At 43.3% G+C, this 15,892-nt stretch carries 16 protein-coding genes; 3 read left to right on the top strand and 13 right to left on the bottom strand.

Annotated features, from left to right (window positions below; all coding sequences use genetic code 11):
* Nucleotides 1-68: 68 nt before the first annotated feature.
* From Q1X33_RS15385 to Q1X33_RS15325, 13 genes are all read right to left on the bottom strand, one after another.
* Nucleotides 69-707, bottom strand: a complete 639-nt coding sequence (locus Q1X33_RS15385) for a PepSY domain-containing protein (protein ID WP_005228140.1) — start codon at nt 705-707, stop codon at nt 69-71.
* 107 nt (nt 708-814) lie between these two features.
* The gene (locus Q1X33_RS15380; protein WP_005228139.1) at nt 815-2,173 is read right to left on the bottom strand and encodes a cell wall metabolism sensor histidine kinase WalK; all 1,359 of its coding nucleotides are present in this window, start codon (nt 2,171-2,173) and stop codon (nt 815-817) included.
* Nucleotides 2,163-2,870: a response regulator transcription factor gene (locus Q1X33_RS15375; RefSeq protein ID WP_005228137.1), complete on the bottom strand. Its 708-nt coding sequence runs from the start codon at nt 2,868-2,870 to the stop codon at nt 2,163-2,165. Before Q1X33_RS15375 ends, Q1X33_RS15380 begins: the two co-directional genes overlap by 11 nt.
* A 141-nt stretch (nt 2,871-3,011) precedes the next feature.
* The gene (locus Q1X33_RS15370) at nt 3,012-4,448 is read right to left on the bottom strand and encodes an ABC transporter ATP-binding protein (RefSeq protein WP_034869076.1); all 1,437 of its coding nucleotides are present in this window, start codon (nt 4,446-4,448) and stop codon (nt 3,012-3,014) included.
* The gene (locus Q1X33_RS15365) at nt 4,445-5,146 is read right to left on the bottom strand and encodes an energy-coupling factor transporter transmembrane component T (protein ID WP_005228133.1); all 702 of its coding nucleotides are present in this window, start codon (nt 5,144-5,146) and stop codon (nt 4,445-4,447) included. Before Q1X33_RS15365 ends, Q1X33_RS15370 begins: the two co-directional genes overlap by 4 nt.
* Nucleotides 5,143-5,742 carry an MptD family putative ECF transporter S component gene (locus tag Q1X33_RS15360; protein WP_010750012.1) on the bottom strand — a complete coding sequence of 200 codons (600 nt, stop codon included), beginning with the start codon at nt 5,740-5,742 and terminating at the stop codon, nt 5,143-5,145. The genes Q1X33_RS15365 and Q1X33_RS15360 overlap by 4 nt, the downstream gene beginning before the upstream one ends.
* 218 nt (nt 5,743-5,960) lie before the next feature.
* Nucleotides 5,961-6,317: a PTS glucitol/sorbitol transporter subunit IIA gene (locus tag Q1X33_RS15355; protein WP_005228129.1), complete on the bottom strand. Its 357-nt coding sequence runs from the start codon at nt 6,315-6,317 to the stop codon at nt 5,961-5,963.
* A 36-nt stretch (nt 6,318-6,353) separates the two neighbouring features.
* A complete protein-coding gene (gene lpdA, locus Q1X33_RS15350) occupies nt 6,354-7,742 on the bottom strand; it encodes a dihydrolipoyl dehydrogenase (protein ID WP_034869071.1) in 1,389 nt (462 codons plus the stop codon).
* Nucleotides 7,743-7,757: 15 nt separating this feature from the next.
* Nucleotides 7,758-8,975 carry a dihydrolipoamide acetyltransferase family protein gene (locus Q1X33_RS15345; protein ID WP_005228125.1) on the bottom strand — a complete coding sequence of 406 codons (1,218 nt, stop codon included), beginning with the start codon at nt 8,973-8,975 and terminating at the stop codon, nt 7,758-7,760.
* 10 nt (nt 8,976-8,985) lie between these two features.
* On the bottom strand, nt 8,986-9,969 hold the full coding sequence (locus Q1X33_RS15340) for an alpha-ketoacid dehydrogenase subunit beta (RefSeq protein WP_005228122.1): 984 nt from the start codon (nt 9,967-9,969) through the stop codon (nt 8,986-8,988).
* A gap of 9 nt (nt 9,970-9,978) precedes the next feature.
* Nucleotides 9,979-10,980, bottom strand: a complete 1,002-nt coding sequence (locus Q1X33_RS15335; protein ID WP_005228119.1) for a thiamine pyrophosphate-dependent dehydrogenase E1 component subunit alpha — start codon at nt 10,978-10,980, stop codon at nt 9,979-9,981.
* A gap of 56 nt (nt 10,981-11,036) precedes the next feature.
* Nucleotides 11,037-11,984 carry a sugar-binding transcriptional regulator gene (locus Q1X33_RS15330; protein ID WP_005228117.1) on the bottom strand — a complete coding sequence of 316 codons (948 nt, stop codon included), beginning with the start codon at nt 11,982-11,984 and terminating at the stop codon, nt 11,037-11,039.
* 79 nt (nt 11,985-12,063) lie between these two features.
* Nucleotides 12,064-13,308, bottom strand: a complete 1,245-nt coding sequence (locus Q1X33_RS15325) for an NAD(P)H-dependent oxidoreductase (RefSeq protein WP_034869068.1) — start codon at nt 13,306-13,308, stop codon at nt 12,064-12,066.
* A gap of 263 nt (nt 13,309-13,571) precedes the next feature.
* Between Q1X33_RS15325 and Q1X33_RS15320 the strand changes: the two genes are divergently transcribed.
* Genes Q1X33_RS15320 through Q1X33_RS15310 form a run of 3 tightly spaced genes read left to right on the top strand, consistent with a single transcriptional unit; the run spans nt 13,572 to nt 15,518 of the window.
* Complete coding sequence (locus Q1X33_RS15320; RefSeq protein ID WP_005228112.1) at nt 13,572-13,964, top strand: transcriptional regulator GutM; 393 nt, start codon at nt 13,572-13,574, stop codon at nt 13,962-13,964.
* On the top strand, nt 13,965-14,486 hold the full coding sequence (locus tag Q1X33_RS15315; protein WP_005228109.1) for a PTS glucitol/sorbitol transporter subunit IIC: 522 nt from the start codon (nt 13,965-13,967) through the stop codon (nt 14,484-14,486).
* A 27-nt stretch (nt 14,487-14,513) separates the two neighbouring features.
* Nucleotides 14,514-15,518, top strand: a complete 1,005-nt coding sequence (locus Q1X33_RS15310) for a PTS glucitol/sorbitol transporter subunit IIB (RefSeq protein WP_005228107.1) — start codon at nt 14,514-14,516, stop codon at nt 15,516-15,518.
* The last annotated feature ends 374 nt before the right edge of the window (nt 15,519-15,892 follow it).

Below are 15,892 nucleotides of genomic sequence, written 5' to 3'. Positions count from 1 at the left end.
AGATTTGATTTTACACAACTCATCAGTCCTTATTGACAAAGAGCCATCTTTTTTACTGCGAAACAGGATTAGTCATCCAATTCGGTTTCTAGTACTTCACCTGTTTGGGCATTGATTTTCACATCTGTTTGTTTGTTGCCATCTTCTACTTTGACTTCCCAATAGGTTACATTCATTTCTTTGTCTAATGACCAATCTGTTGCTTGACCACCGCCAGCTTCTTTCACGGCGATATCAGAAATTTCTTCCAATGAAAGCAAGTTGGTTAGGTCCAATTGATCGGCATCTTTTTTGACACCGTTTTGTTCATCGGCATCCAATTTTTCCGTTCTTTCTTCAGAAGTTTCTTTGGTTTCTGCATCAATCTTTAATTCAAACTCATTCGTGTCATCCAAGCCTTCTACTTGGTAGAAGTAATTGCCAAAAGAAGTATCCAAATCAATCGAAGTGATCGCTGCATCTGGGTATTTGTCTTGGAATATTTGGATCGCTTCTTCTACGGTCACCGTAGGTAAGCCGCCATTGGCGATCGCTGCACTGCTTGAAGAGCTGTCTGTTGCTTGTGACGACGTTGTTTCACTTGATGAGGCAACTGCTGTGCTTGAGCTGCTGTTTTGCGCAGGTTCTGAATTTCCAGTGTTGTTTTGTGTACATCCTGCCAATAATCCTAATGCGGCAATTCCGAATAAAATAGTTGTTTTTTTCATGCTTTATTCCTCCAATTGTTTGTGTATTCCTTTTTTCTATATATTTAGAATAACAAGTTCCTCATGAAAAAGAATCAAAAATGCTTGAAGAAAATCTAAAAAAATCTTCATCTTTCTCTTTCATTTGGAAAGGCAAGTTTAAAGATACTGCCTTGCGGTTGATTGTCTGTCACGGTAATTTTGGCATGATACTTGTCTGCCAGCTGTTTTACCAATGAAAGCCCGATGCCTGAACCAGCAATCTGGCTGGAACGAGAATCTTCTACTCGATAGAACCGTTCAAAAATCAAGGCTTTCTTATCATCGGGAATCCCAATGCCAAAATCGACGACGGTCAAAGACATCTGTGTCTGCTCTTGCGTCAAGGTCACATGAATCGGCTGATCGGCAGGTGAATACTTCGCGGCATTTTCTAACAGGTTTTGGATGATTTGCTGGAAGTCACGTTTATGCCCACGTTTCATACATTGGTTCTCCACAAAATATTCAATCGATTGCGGAACGATCGTCGCTTGTTTTTCACACTCTTCTCGGACGATCTGGGAAACATCAACAAGGGTCATTTCATCTTGGGATTGATTTTTTTCTAGGTCCAGCAATTGATTGCTCAATGTTTCCAAACGCTTCGACTCTTTGTCGATAAACGCCATTGAGGAAGGAATGACTTCGGGATGTTTGGTTCCACGCCGCTGGATCAATTGGACATGTCCGCGAATCGCAGCTAAAGGTGTTCGCAGCTCATGGGAAGCATCGGCAACGAACCGTTTTTCCCGTTCGATCGTCTCTCGCTGTTCTTTCAATAATTTATTAAAGGCCAATGCCACCGAACGAATCTCGATGGGCTCTTCAGAAACCGTCAGTTCTCCTGTTCGACTTTGTTCAATGGCAGCAATTTCTTGCGCCATCCCAGTAAGCTTCTGACTCCATTTCCCGACACTCCAATAAATCAGCAGACTGCCCACGACAACAGCGATCAGATTCAAGAAACTGCTGATCATAAAGAGGCCATAGGCTAATTCCACACTATCCTCCCCATTGATAGCGATCGTCACCTGATCCCCATCGACTTCTTGGGTTTTCGTGTAATAGATGCCCTCCTCTGTAAAAACGATGTCTTCGAGAAAAGGAATCACTCGCCCTTGATTGATATCGGCAAAAATCTCTTCCGCATCTTCTGATGAAACGACACTGCCATCGGCTAAGATTACTTGCAGGGCGTCTTCTTCATCTGCCGAGACATAGGCATTGACGAGAAAGTCCCAGGCATCCCCTGATGCCTCACCTTTTTCGATGGCTTCGAGAATGTTGCTGGCACGATTTTCGATATGTTCAAACAAATAACCTACGGATAATAAAATAAACAGCAGATTGAAGAGAATCAGTAGACCAAAGAGAATCAAGGAAAAGCGGCTCGTCAATTGAAACTGGGCTGTTTTTCTACGTTGGTTGGCTGACTTATTCTTCATGATCGGTCCTCAAGACATAGCCTAATCCACGAACGGTTGCGATCATTTTGCCTTTGCCGCAAACATCCAGCTTGTTCCTCAGTGTGCGGATATAGACATCTACAACATTCGTTTGGCCGTCGTATTCATAGCCCCAAATCTCATTCAATAGGTCATCTCTCGTTTTGACGACCTCGGGTTCTTTCATCAATTCATATAAAATCCCAAACTCTTTGGGCGTCAACTCAATGGTTTCACCGGCAACCTGAACCAAGTGCTTGGCGATGTCCATCATCAGCTCCCCCGCCACTAATTGGTTTTGCTGGTTCTTTTGTTGTTTGGCTTCTCGTTGCAACCGTCGCTCGATCACCCGAATTCTGGCAAACAGTTCTTCGATTTCAAAAGGTTTCGTTAAATAATCATCTAATCCGACATCAAGCCCCGTCACCACATCGGCGGTTTGATTTCTGGCGGTCATCATCAAAATCGGGATGTCGCTTTCTTTACGTATCCGCCGCGCCACTGTGATGCCGTCATAGATTGGCAGCATCCAATCCAATAAAATCAGATCAAAGGCATTTGCTTGCTGATTGAATAAGGTCAATGCCTCTTGCCCATCTTTGGCCCAGACCGTGTCATATCCCTCAAAAGTCAATTCGGTCTGAATAAAACTGGCTAAACTTTCTTCGTCTTCTACTAGCAAGATCTTCAAGGACATATGCGCTCCTCCTCCTGTTTTGCTTCTATCATAACGGATTTTTTCGAAACTTCCTAACTGATTGGAAGAAAAAAATCATGAAGATTTTTTCATGTTCAACAAAAAAAGACGGCATGAACCAAGGTCCACTCCGTCTTTCATTTATTCCATATTTTTTGCTAGCTGATACGTGCCAACGAGTTCCCCTTGGTGGAGTTGAAGCACGTAAGGACATGTTTCAGCCAAAAACTCACGATCATGACTGATCACCGCTAACAGATCAACTTCTTTAGCGACTGTTCGCAACAGTTTTGCGACTTCTTCCATTTGCTGCAAATCTAACCCACTCGTTGGTTCATCGAAAAACAACAGGCGTTTACCAGAAAGCAGGGCACTGCCGATGGCAACTCGTTGTTTTTCCCCACCCGACAAGCTTTGCGGATGTCGGGCAAGGAGTGGTGTTAAGTGCAACAATGAGACAATTTCTTCAAAACGAGCTGGGTTTTGGGCTTTGATCAGCAGCTCTTTTTCCACCGTTTCAAAAAACAGCTGCAAGTTGACATCCTGCATCACAAGAAAGCTTTCCTGCAGCAGCTGCTTTTGGGTCCGCTTTTGTCCATTGATGGCAAATACTGCTTCTGGGCATTTTTTCAATCCTGACAGGACTTGCACCAACGTACTTTTGCCAGCACCATTTGGTCCAACGATCCCCACAGCTTGCTTCGTCGGCAATTGTAGTTCAGGCAAGTTAAGCGCCCAATTTCTGCTGTTTGCTGAGCGTTTCGATTGCTTGATCTGCAGATGCGTTGCCCTTAATCCAGACTTTTCTGGCAAAGATTCTCGGCAGTGCTGAGTTTCCAATGCCGCCTCGCCTACTTTTCGCAATCCCAACTCGTGAATTGCCTCCTCGGGCAGTGACAAAAGCTGAGCTGCTGGATAAGACGCCCGCAATCGTCCTGCTTCTAATAGACAGAAGCGATCTGCCAGTGGCGCCAAATACGCCAAGCGGTGTTCGGCGATCACAATGGTTTTCCCTTGTTGTTTTAAAGAAGCCAATCCTTGAGTCAACTTTTGGATCGCTTCTTGATCCAAATTACTGGAAGGCTCATCCAATAAGAACACATCATGGGGCAACATCGTGGCTGCAGCGAGAGCAATCAGCTGCTTCTCCCCACCAGATAGGTCAAAGACACTAGCATCAAGCAACGGGGTCAGGGAAAACTGCTGTGCTACTTCGGTGATTCGCTGCCGAATGTTTTCTGGTGCGATGCCCGCATTTTCCATCGAAAAAGCTAACTCCGAATAGACATCCGTGGTGAAAAATTGCGTCTTGGGGTTTTGAAAGACGACGCCGATCGTCTGGGCATAATGGGAGAAATCGGCAACTGGCAAGTCTGTTTCTCCGACACGGATCTTTCCTTGCACTTCGGCGGGATACAGCTCAGGGATCAAGCCATTCAAAACATTGAGCAAGGTCGATTTTCCGCTGCCGCTAGCGCCGCACAAAACGATGACTTCCCCAGCTGCGACCGTCAAAGAGGGCTCAGATAATACGGTCCGATTTTCTCGTTTCACTGACACTTGTTCTAGTGTGATCATCCAAGCCACATCCTTTTCACGATAAAGCCGCATAATGCTAAAAAGACCAAGCCATCCCACCAGCGCAGCTTCAGTTCGTGGACGGTGGTATGGGGAGTTTCTGATGCTAACCCGCGAACCAGCGCCGTAGCGGACAGCTCGGTTGCGGTCTTTTCAGCCGACATCAGTAATGGGATCAAAAAATACTCCGCACTTTGCAGTGGATGAAGCAAGATCGATCCTGCCGACAGCGAGATGCCGCGAAAGCGCATCGCTTGGCGGATACTTTTGAAATCTTGTACCAATGTGGGGAAAAAACGAAATAAGACTGCCAACGGAACTAACAATACGTTGGGCACGTGCATTTTTTGCAGCGCAGCCATCCACTCACTGTTTTTCGTCCCGCTAATGGCAAAAGCCGCCGCCATGATCGTTGGCAATAAGCGGCGATAACCGACGGAAAAGAAATCCAGCAACACGATTAGTACGTGGTTTCCCTGACGAAACAAAAAACTATCTGCCAGTGTCAGCAAGACAAACACGCCATAGAGCAGCAAACCTTTTTTCCAAAAGCCGCTGACTATAAATAGCAGCAGCAAGAAAGTGACAAAGGCAAACTCATCGATCCAGCTGATGGTCACCATCATAGTAAAACTAGCAAAGAGAATCACCGCCAATTTGCTGCGGGGATCAAACCTTGTTTTCGACACATTCCTCACCCTTTATGCGATTGGATCGTTGGTTGAAAATGTTTTTCCATCAAGCGACTGCCGATACCTAAACCAGCCACCGCACCAATCAAAACCGCCAATGCACAAAGCCCTAACATCAAATTGGAGGTATGAGCAAACACGCCGGCAATGTAGGTTTCATCTTTTCCACGAGCCACTAATGAATCGATGTAGGCATTTTTCATAAACCACAGGGGTAAGATCGGACCCATCAAGCCAAAACTAAAGACGATATAACTCGCCAGTACGCGAACGTTTCCTTTGAGCTTTGTTTTGTATTGGATCAAATCAGCTGCTAAGGCACAAATCATATTGGGCAAAAAGGCCAATGGAAAATGTCCTGAAATCAAAAAAAAGAGCCCTACCACGGTACCCATAATGGTGATTGCGCCAAATTTCGGTACTTTATTCAATAAAATCAGATAGATAATGCCAGAAAACAAAGCGGTGACTGCTGGAATAAATAAATTATGAAAACCTGGGATCACAAAACGCAAAATCAATAGACAGACGCTCATTAAAAGAAAATAGATCGCTGTATAGATCCCCACTGCAATTAAATCTTGAACCTTTAGTTTTTTCACTGCGTATTCGCTCCTTCTTGCAAGCAATCAATGAAAAAACCGTTGCTGCTTGCTTGTACAAACTTATTTTTACAAAGCCTCAGTATAGCACAAAGCAGACGTTTTTATGGGGTGATATGCTTACTGGTAAACAAATATTGTTCATCAAAAAATCGCCTGCAGGTAATGCCCTGATAAAAGCGACTTTACTTGCAGACGATTCTGGTAAATATTTTTTATCAATTGCCAATTCTAATGATGTCCCCCACCGTCAACTTAGGGTAAGCTCCCGGTTCTACTAGAATTGCTCCTGGTAAAATTTCATTTTCTCCATCACGAAAATAAATAGAGATATGTCCTAGCTCATTAAAGTTTTGATTGGCTGCACTGCCAACCTTCTTTATCGTATAGGTCGCCTCGCCTAATTGAAGCTTCACTCCAGGTTGAAGAACATTTTCTTGTTGTTCAATTGTTTCATGAAGCACACAGATTGATTTCAACTCTTCCGTTGCTGCTGGACCAAACAGGATCAACAACATCTCCTCTTCAAAAGCTTCAACCAACTCGCCAATTTCTTTCACCGTACTTTTATACAATCGAATGCCTCCTTCATGCTTTTTTTCACTTATTCGTTATAGATGAATAGGTAGACCTAATGCCAATTCTGTTGTATCCATTATAACTTCCGAAAGTGTTGGATGTCCATGGATCGTCAGCGCAATATCTTCTAACGTTAGTCCTGATTCGATCGCCAACGTGATTTCAGCGATCAAATCACTAGCTCCAGGTCCCACGATTTGTCCACCAATGACTACTTCTGAGTCTTTATCAAAGACTAAGCGAACAAAGCCTTCGTAGGTGTTCAGTGACAAAGCACGACCATTTGCTTGAAATGGAAAGCTCGCAGTATCAGCTGCCAGTCCTTGAGTCTTCGCTTCTGCTAAAGTTTTGCCCACAGTAGCGATTTCTGGATCTGTAAAACAAATTGCAGGAATGGCTCGGTAATCTTTTGCTACGTTTTTCCCGCTGATGACTTCTGCAGCTATCTTCGCATCATAACTCGCTTTATGAGCAAGTGCTGGTCCTTCAATAACATCACCGATGGCATAAATGTGGGCTTGTGACGTTTGGTATTTTTGATTGACACGTATCCAGCCGTTCGTTCCTGTCTCGATTTTCGCCTGAGCTAAACCAAGATCTTCTGTATTTGGTTTGCGTCCCACTGTGACCAGTACGTAATCAGCTGTTAGTATTGTTTCATTTTGATCGGCACGAACCGTTACTTCCACACCTGTATCATGGCTTTTTACTGATTTTGCCATTGCACCTGTTACTATTTTGATCCCTTTTTTAGCAAAGGACGCTTCGACCACCGCCACTAAGTCTTTTTCGTAAGAAGGAAGCAGTTGCTCCGATCCTTCCAGTATCGTGACATCTGCGCCTAAATCTGCATAGGCACTTCCAAGTTCAGTGCCAATCACACCGCCACCAATAATCACCAACTTTTTGGGCACTTCTTTTAAAGACAATGCCCCGGTAGAGTCCAAAATTCTGTCGCCGAATGCAAAGCCGGGAATCTCGATTGGACGACTTCCTGTGGCGATGATCGCCTGCTTGAACTGAATGGTTTTTTCTCCCTTACCTTTGATTTCTACTTGATTTGGTGAAAGAAACCGGGCATAACCTTTAACGATTTGAACTTTATTTTTGAGTAGCAGTCCACGAATGCCCGAAGTGAGCTTTTGGACGACGGTTTCATCCTTCCATTTCTGGAGTGTCTGAAAATCTAATGTTGTCTGCTGATTGGTTATTCCAAGATAATGGCTGTGTTTTGATTCTTGATAGACGTGTCCGGCATGGATCAGTGCCTTAGAAGGAATGCATCCCACATTTAAACAGACCCCACCGATAGCATTGCTTTCTACGATCGTGACTTGTTGACCTAATTGCGCCGCCCGAATCGCTGCCACATACCCGCCAGGACCTGATCCGATGACCAAGGTATCTGTGTTATATTCCATAAGTTCCCCCACTTTCTACAATAAGAAGCCTAGTGGATCTTCTAGTAACGTCACGATTTTTGTTAAAAATGCAGCTGCTGGTGCCCCATCTACGACACGATGATCAAATGAAAGATTCAGTTCAACAAAGGATTGGTTTTTCACTTCGACAGCAGTCTGATTGAAGATAGCTTTTTCATAAATCCCACCGATGCCCAAGATCGCTACTTCTGGTTTGTTGATAATCGGCGTAAACTGCTTGACCTTTGTTTTTCCTAATGAACTGATCGTAAACGTACCACCAGACATTTCGGCATTCGTCAATGTTCCTTCACGAGCTTTTCTCGTTTTCTCTTTGATTGCCGTGGTCAAATCAGCTAGACCGAGCTGATCAGCTGACGAAATGACCGGAACGACTAATCCCTCTGAAAGAGCAACGGCAATTCCAAGATGAATCGCTGAAAACCGTTTGATCCCCTCATCCGTGGCATGGGCATTGAATATCGGAAAATCCTTCAAGGCAATCATGGTTGCTTTGGCAAAAATTTCCAGATAAGAAAGACGTTCACCTGTTCTTTGTTCGATCATCGGTAACAGCTGATTTCGTAGGTCAATAACTTTCGTCAAGTTGACTTCCGCTGTCATGGTGACATGGGGGATGGTCGTTTTGCTCGCTACCATTTTCTCTGCAATTGCTTTTCGTAACGGACTCCATGGAATGAGCGCACTCTCAGATACCACTTCCTCAATCTGTGGTTCGACAGTTGGTTGTTTATTGATGGCCTTAATATCCAAAGCTTGGATCCTGCCTTTCGGTCCACTTCCTTGAACCGTAGTCAAATCGATCCCACGCTCTCTTGCCAAACGTCTAGCCGAAGGAGTTGCCCGTATGGTACGCATCATTTGATCATTGGTACGAGGTGCTGTCTTTTCAGTTTCTGTATTTGTTTGGTTCTGCTTAGCTTGGTCTGGTTGAGTTGCTTCACTTGAAGGCATCTGAGGTGGGACCGTTTCATTTGCTGCTCCTATATAAGCAATAATTGAATTAACGGGCGCACTCTCCCCATCAGCTAAGTATTTCTTTAAGAGAATCCCCTCTTCATAGGCTTCTACTTCAATGGCGATTTTATCTGTCATTACTTCAAAGATTGGATCACCGATCGCAATGGTATCGCCTTCATTTTTTAGCCAAGTCGTAATGGTTCCCTCAGTCATCGTTGAGCTTAATTTAGGCATCAAAACCTCATGTGCCATACTTTCCCTCCTATTTATCCGCCATCAGTTTGCAACATGCTTCAACAATATCCTCAACTTGTGGTACTGCTTTTTTCTCTAAGTCAGGATGATACGGCATCGGAATCTCTGCACCTGCTAAGCGAACGATCGGCGCATCTAAAAAGTCAAAAGACTCGCTTTCTGAGATCACACTTGCTAATTCAGCGCTGAAACCACTGCGTTTGACTGCCTCGGTCACGACCACCGCACGCCCAGTCTTCATCACTGAATCGATGATGGTTTGTTTATCTAAAGGCACCAATGTTCGAGGGTCGACAATTTCAATACTGATATTTTTCTCTTGTAAAATATCCGCTGCAGCTAATGCTTTATGCACCATAATTCCTGTAGCAACGACGGTAATATCTGTTCCTACTTTTTTAATATCCGCAACCCCAATAGGAATCGTATATTTTTCCTGCGGCACATCCGACGAGGTTCGATAACATAGTTTGTGTTCATAGAACATTACTGGATTATCATCCTCAATCGCTGCATGCAGTAAGCCCTTGGCGTCATAAGCCGTTGCTGGCTGGATCACCTTTAAGCCAGGGATATGAGCCGTCCAGTTTTCTAAGCTTTGGGAATGCTGCGCTGCTGCCCCAGTTCCTGAACCACCGGGGGTTCTCATTACAAGAGGAATTCGTGCTTTTCCACCATACATATAACGAATTTTTGCTGCTTGGTTTACAATTTGATCGAGGGCGATCGTAATGAAATCAGAAAATTGAATTTCAAAAATCGGTCTCATGCCCGTCATAGCCGAGCCAACTGCTGCACCTGCAATTGCTGATTCAGAAATTGGGGTGGATCGAATACGCTCCTCGCCAAATTCTTCCACCATCCCTCGGCTAACGCCGAAAGCGCCTCCATAAACACCGATATCTTCCCCTAACATGAACACAGCTTCGTCTTCTCGCATTGCTTCCGAAAGAGCTTCTCTCACGGCTTCCGCATAAGTAATTTCTCTCATGATGTCCTCCTACTCTGCATATACATCTTCAAACATCGTTTCCACGGCAACGACGGGACTGTTTTCACCAAATGTCACTGCATCATTGATGGCTTGCTTGGCTTTTTTTCGAATTTCCTCTGCCTCTTCTTCAGTAAAAATCCCCGCTGCGATCAAGGTTGTTTTGGCTTGTTGGATGGGATCTTTTTCTTTGCGCCACTGCTCTTCTTCTTGCTTCGTCCGGTATTTTTTCGCGTCTGATTTCGAATGTCCCTTCCAACGATAGGTCATAGCTTCAATCAATGTCGGTCCTTCGCCGCGCCGAGCTTTTTCAACTGCTTGATAGGTGGTCTCGATCACTTCTATCAGATTGTTTCCATCAATTGTGATCCCTTCAATTCCGTAGGCCTTTGCTCGCTCTGATAACTGTGGGATATTCGTCATTTTTTCAACGGAACCGCTCATACCATATTTATTATTTTCAATAAAAAAGACTACCGGTAGATCCCAGATCGAAGCCAAATTGACTGCTTCGTGAAAACTTCCTTCGTTGGTAGACCCATCGCCCCCGTATGACAAAGCGACTTGTTTCGTCTTTTTCATTTTCGAGGTCAGAGCTGCGCCGACAGCAATCGGAAACCCACCGCCAACAATACCGTTTGCGCCCAAATTTCCAGTATCCAAATCAGCGATATGCATTGAGCCGCCTTTGCCTTTATTCGTCCCTGTGGTTCTCCCAAACAATTCCGCCATCATTTCGTTAACATTGGTTCCTTTGGCAAGTGTATGCCCATGCCCACGATGGGTCGAGGTGATCCAATCGGTCTTTTTTAAGACGGCACTGCTTCCTGCAGCAGTCGCTTCTTGCCCTACAGCCAAATGGGTCGTTCCATGGATCAAGCCTCGAGCAAACAGTTCATCTACTTTTTCATCAAAAAAGCGAATTTCCCACATTTTGTAAAAAATCTCTTTAAACGTTTCATTTGAGAGATTTGCACTATTCTCAATCGAAAGATGCTTCGTTTTTTCCATTTGTTTTCTCCTTTTGTTTTGCCTAAAAGTTCATCTAAGCAGCACGAGGATTCACTCTATCCATTCAACAGAGCCTTTGCGGTGTCTTCATCCGTAATCAGCACATCAACCCAATCACCAGTTAAGGCTGCTTTAATGCCCTTCACTTTATCCTTTCCACCCGCTGCAGCAATCTTTAAAGGAATCCTTTTTAGATCCACCACTTCCAGCGACAATACTCGTTTGTTCCATTCACAATCCACTAATGCGCCCACTTCGTCGATAAAGTTATAACAAATATCGCCGACGATCGTCCCATTGGTAAACTCAAGCTTCATGCCCTCTTCTTTCGCAAGATAAGCTTTTGTCATGGTCGAATAGACGGGCGTCCCACCGATTCCCACCAAAGAAATATCGGCATTTCTTGCTTTTTCAAACACATTTTTTATAAAGGATTGATTCAAGAAGACCTCTCGAGCCTCTGCTGAATCCACCGTGATCGGCGCATGTAATTCCACTGCAACTGCACCACACTTACTTGCGAAAAGTTCACAAAGAACATTGGCTTGTAAAGTTGCGTGTTCTCTGCCTAGTCCACCTACTAGGGGGATAAAGCGCACATTTGGTAAATGGTTTTTTGCAGAAAAATTGACGGCTGCTTCATGGATCGTAGTTCCAGCAGAAATCGCAATCGTCGCATCTGCTTTAGTGATGCGCGTCAGGTATTTTGCTGCTGCAATGCCTAATCGTTTGTTTAAAGATTCTTCTCCGGTCGATGGAACACAAATGACCTCTTTTAGTCCATATTGTCGTTGAATGTTTTGTTCAAGTTGTTGAAATGGGTGCAGCAATTCATCATGGATGATGATTTCTACTAATCCTAAACTACGTGCTTTCGCTAAATACTTAGAGACCAGTGAGCGGCTGATACTAAACTTTTTGGCGATTTCTTCTTGTTTTGCTCCTTCGTTGTAATACATTGATGCCAATTCTACAAGTAATCGTTTATCATCCGAGTAGCCCATTTATTTTTCCTCCAATAGTATAAATACTTTATTACTATTGATTTTAACACGTTTTAAAACGGCGATTTTCAAAAAAGAATTACGCAAATGTGCTATCTTGTAATTTTCTAAGCTTCCAGACGGTTGTTGATTGGTCTAACTCCACATCGTCTTCTGTCAAAAATGTGCCTGCTTCGATGGTGCGTTTTGCTACTACTTCTCCTGAAATCAAACCAATCGGGATATGTCCTTCTGTTGTCATGTCGGCATGGGTTTCTAAAACTCCACGCACACAATATCCGCCGATACCATCTAAACGCTCTCCTGGTTTGATTGTCTTTTTCGCAACAGCTACTGTTTCAGAAATTGGTGCCCCTAATGGAACGATCGCATGATCCTTTTGCAAGACAGCTTTTGCAATGGTGATCGGTGTTTCTAAGCTTGCTAAGTGGAAGGGTCTATACAAGAGATGATGATCTCCTTCTTTTTGCATCAAATAATTCAGTTCATGTTTGACTCCTTCATTTTGACCTTTGACGATTACAAAAACACCTGGAGCCAAGCCGTCGACATATTCTACAACCCCAAATTTATTCAGTACGCCACCCTTTTCTTGCAGGTTCAAATCCTTCAAAACGGACTCTTGATCACCAGCAACGCCGTGCATCCCTACTTTATCTGGGACAAAGCCAATCGCATTTGACAGTAAATTCATTTCAGCCATCGTCTTCGTACCATCTTTAAAAGCAGCAAGCATATGAGAAGCCATTTTTTTCGTCTTTGCTTCTTCCTGACAAGTATCTGGATTAGCGGCAATGTTAAGTTTGTTATTTTTCCCTTTCCCTGCTACTAAAACTTCCATCCCCATAGACTTCGCAAATTCAAAAAGTTCGGTTGTCGCTGCCGGCTCGTCTCCATCTGATCCGGTATACACTAGACCGGCAGTCCGATAAAGCCGATGCATCAAAGGACCGATCGTAATATCAATTTCAACATTTAGTAGAACAAGGTGTTTTTTAGCCAAAAGCGTCTCCATCGCAATTTTTGCACCTACTTCAGGTACCCCAGTCGCATCGACGATCACTTCAACATCTTCTGAGTAGATCACCTCTTTGAAATCAGTAACTGTTAGAATTTCATGCTGGCTTGTGGAGGAAGCACGGTAAGCTTCCACCGCACTTTGTGCAAAATCTAACCGAATATCACTGATCCCTGTCACAGCCATTCCCGGGATCGTCGCGATCTGTGCAATCATTCCAAAGCCCATTTGACCTGCACCAATCACGCCAATTTTGATTGGCATTCCGTGATCTTCTCTCTCCAATAATTGTTGATAAATAGTCATTCTCAGCTCTCCTTTAACAAAATATATTTAACGTAACATATGATACATCCTTATACTAGTAGGCCAAGATTCTCTTGTCAACGCTTCCAATAAAATTCAGCTGCGAACGATGCATCTTTACCTAACGTTCCCTTTTCTTCACAAACTTAACATATGTTCCAACATGAAGAATATGTGAATTTCATATTGACTTTCACAAATTCACAATTTAAGATTTTCTTATAAAGCGCTTTCAGAAAAATTGAGAAATGAGGGATTACTTGATGGAGGAATACAAGGAGCTTGTTTTATTGTTAGCCGGTTGTTGGTTCATTCAGATTTTCTTGTCCTACTTGCAGCACAAAAACTATGGGAAAGAAATAAACGAACTAAAAAAACGAAATACTGGTTTTTTGGGTGTAGGAATCTCAAAGGCAAAATTTAACTTAGGTCGTGGCATCGTCCTGCTAGTCGTTACAGATGAACAGGATTGTATCGTGACCTATAAAGAAATGGCTGGCATCACGATCTTTGCCCGTTTTAAAGAACATCAAGAATTTATCGGAAAGAAACCAACGGAAGCAATGCCACTACTTGCTAATAAAAGAAGGAAAGCTGCTTTTGAACAAGCAATTCAATTGATTCAATCTGAAAAAAATCGACTGGAGGTAGTGTAAATGGATTTCTTAGTAATGATTGCTGAAAATTTTATTGGTATTTTTGATGCTGGTGGGGAAAATCTAGTGGGTTTGATCACTGGTATCTTACCAACTTTGATTGTTTTACTCACATTCGTCAATGCATTGATTGCACTGATTGGGGAGGAACGCGTTTCTAAGTTCGCTCAAATCTGTACCCGAAATATCATTTTACGCTATAGTGTTTTTCCGCTTCTCGCTGTTTTTTTTCTTACGAACCCAATGTGTTACTCCTTTGGTCGTTTTTTGAAAGAAAAGCAAAAACCGGCTTTCTACGATTCAGCCGTTTCTTTGGTCCATCCCATCACTGGCTTATTCCCCCATGCAAATGCCGGTGAATTATTTGTTTGGACTGGTATTGCTTCTGGCTTAACCACTTTAGGCTTATCCACCATGCCGTTAGCTGTCCGCTATTTTCTAGTCGGTCTTGTTGTTATCACCATTCGAGGCGTTGTCACAGAATTATTAACGAAACTGATGTGGAAAGAAACCACTGAATGATGTTCATTGGAAAGAGGAGGAAAAACAATGTCAAAAACGGTTATTGTCAAACATGGAACGAAGGGTTGGGGTGGTCCACTAACGCTAGAACCCACGACTGAAAAAACCGTCGTTGCTTCCATCACAGGCGGAGGTATCCATCCAGTGGCGAAAAAAATTGCTGAACAATTAGGTGTGGAAGCAATCGACGGATTTAAAGAAAAAGTAGAACCAAGTCAAATGATCTGTGCGGTTGTTGACTGTGGAGGGACTGCCCGTTGCGGTGTCTATCCCAAATTAAATGTCTTGACCGTCAATCTCCATCCTACTACTCCTTCAGGTCCGTTGATGAAATTTATCAATGAAAAGAATTTTGTCTCGGGCGTCACCATAGATGACGTTTACAGCTCTGATGAAGCAATGACAGAATCTTCGGTAACAAGCGAAAAAGTGAAAGAACCAACACCTACTAAAAAAGAACAAGTCACTGCTGCTAAAGAAAAAGTCGCTGAATCACAAGGAGGGCTTCTAGGTTTCATCAACCGCCTTGGTCGTTCCGTCGGCAACATTGTGGGAATCTTTTACCAAGCGGGTCGTGATACGATCGAAATCGTAATCAAAAATATTCTTCCCTTCATGGCATTTGTCAGTATGTTAGTAGGGATCATCAATTATACAGGCATTGGCGACATCATCGCTAGCGGTGTCACTCCCTTATCTGGTAGTATCGTTGGTCTCGTGATCTTATCTCTTATTTGTTCAATTCCAGTTCTTTCACCCGTTCTAGGCCCAGGTGCCGTCATTGCTCAAGTCGTCGGCGTATTGTTAGGAGTAGAGATTGGCAAAGGCACGATTGCTCCCGCCATGGCACTACCCGCTCTTTTTGCAATCAATTCTCAAGCCGGTGCAGATTTTACCCCTGTCGGTCTCACATTAGCCGAAGCTGAGCCATACACCGTAGAAGTCGGTGTCCCTGCCGTTTTGTTCTCTCGCTTACTCACGGGTCCCTTAGCAGTGATTCTGGCTTGGTTAGCTAGTTTTGGGTTGTATTGAGGAAGTCGCCTATTCATTCGAGTATCTTGCTAAACTTACAAAAAGACCAATCTAGTGTGGTTACTAGATTGGTCTTTTCTTGTTAAAAAGTATTTTTCTTCCTTTATGTTAAAAATCGTGGTACAGAAGATAGGAAAATAAATATTCTCTTTTCCTTTCTTTCCCCCTTCATTTGATGAATAATAGAGAAAGATTGAGTATATAAGATGATACTAGATAGTTCATATTCTCTTTTTACTAGAGAAAGATCGATACAAATAAAAAACAACGTGAAGAAAAAAATACCTTTGCTTACTATCTTAAGTTTAAAAATAATATTGTTATAAAAAGCCCAAACCCAACTGTAAAAACATTTTGACACTTGATTTCAAGGC

The organism is Enterococcus sp. B2E4 (assembly GCF_030499455.1).
Taxonomy (GTDB): Bacteria; Bacillota; Bacilli; order Lactobacillales; family Enterococcaceae; genus Enterococcus_D; species Enterococcus_D casseliflavus.
The sequence above is the reverse complement of the archived record's forward strand: the minus strand, read 5'-3'. Positions and strand labels throughout refer to the sequence as shown.